Below are 1,265 nucleotides of genomic sequence, written 5' to 3' on the forward strand. Positions count from 1 at the left end.
ACCGATGAGTGTGGAAACACAACTGCTCTAGACCAAATTATTACTATAGAAGATAATATCGCTCCTAGTTTAAATATACCTAATGATATTACTGTAGAATGTGGAGATTCTATCGATCCATCTACTACTGGTACAGCAACAGGAAGCGATAATTGTGGAGCTGTAGCAATTTCTTACACTGACACCGCTAATACTAATTGTGGTAACTCAGAAACAATTACACGTACTTGGACCGCTACTGACGATTGTGGAAACACAACTACTCTAGACCAAATTATTACTATAGAAGACACAACTGCTCCTACAATTGACTCTCCTGCTGCTGCTATAACAATTCAATGTGATGAGTCAGGAAGCAGTAATACCATTACAGATTGGCTAAACAATAACGGTGGAGCTATAGCTTCTGATACCTGCGGAAATGTAACATGGTCAAATAACTATAACAATGGTGTCTCTGATTGTTCTGAATTAATTACTGTTATATTTACCGCTACTGATGATTGTGGAAATAGTGCTTCAACAACTGCAACATATGCTATTCAAGACACAACTCCTCCTGTAATATCAAATCCTGCATCTAATCAAACTGTTGAATGTGGTATTGATGGAAATCTATCTCAAAATATTCAAGCTTGGTTGTCATCAAATGGTGGTGCTACAGCTACTGATGATTGCTCATCTGTAACTTGGTCTAATAACTTTACTACACTTTCTAATAATTGCGGTGAAACAGGATCTGCCACTGTAACATTTACAGCTACTGATGGTTGCGGAAACGCTACATCAACAACAGCTACATTTAATAATATCGATTCTACAAACCCTGTCACTCCTGATGCTCCAAATGATTTAACCTTACAATGTATTGATGATCTTACAGCGCCTGGTCAATTAACGGCTAGTGATAATTGTATGAACAATATAACAGTTACAGGTGTTGATAGCATCAATAACGCTAATTCATGTAATATCATTATTACACGAACATGGACCTTTATTGATGACTGCGGAAACTCTTCAGCAGTAGCACAAAACATTACAATAGCCGATACAACAGCTCCTACATTTACGGTGCCAAATGACATAACTATAAACTGTAATCAAGACCCTAATGACTTATCTAATATTGGTGATGTTACTAATGAAAATGACAACTGTTCTTCTAACTTAGAAGCCACATTCTCTGATGATGTTAATCCTGGTGTTTGTGCCAACGGAACTATAATTACAAGAACTTGGACTCTAACCGATGAGTGTGGAAA

The 1,265-nt window shown here is 37.0% G+C and carries 1 protein-coding gene; it reads left to right on the forward strand.

Annotation, left to right across the window (positions count from 1 at the left end):
• Positions 1 to 1,265, forward strand: a 1,265-nt coding sequence (locus TD29_RS18595) for an HYR-like domain-containing protein (RefSeq protein ID WP_040282660.1), incomplete at both ends; no start/stop codon positions are given.

The organism is Psychroserpens damuponensis (assembly GCF_000826655.1).
Lineage (GTDB): Bacteria > Bacteroidota > Bacteroidia > Flavobacteriales > Flavobacteriaceae > Psychroserpens > Psychroserpens damuponensis.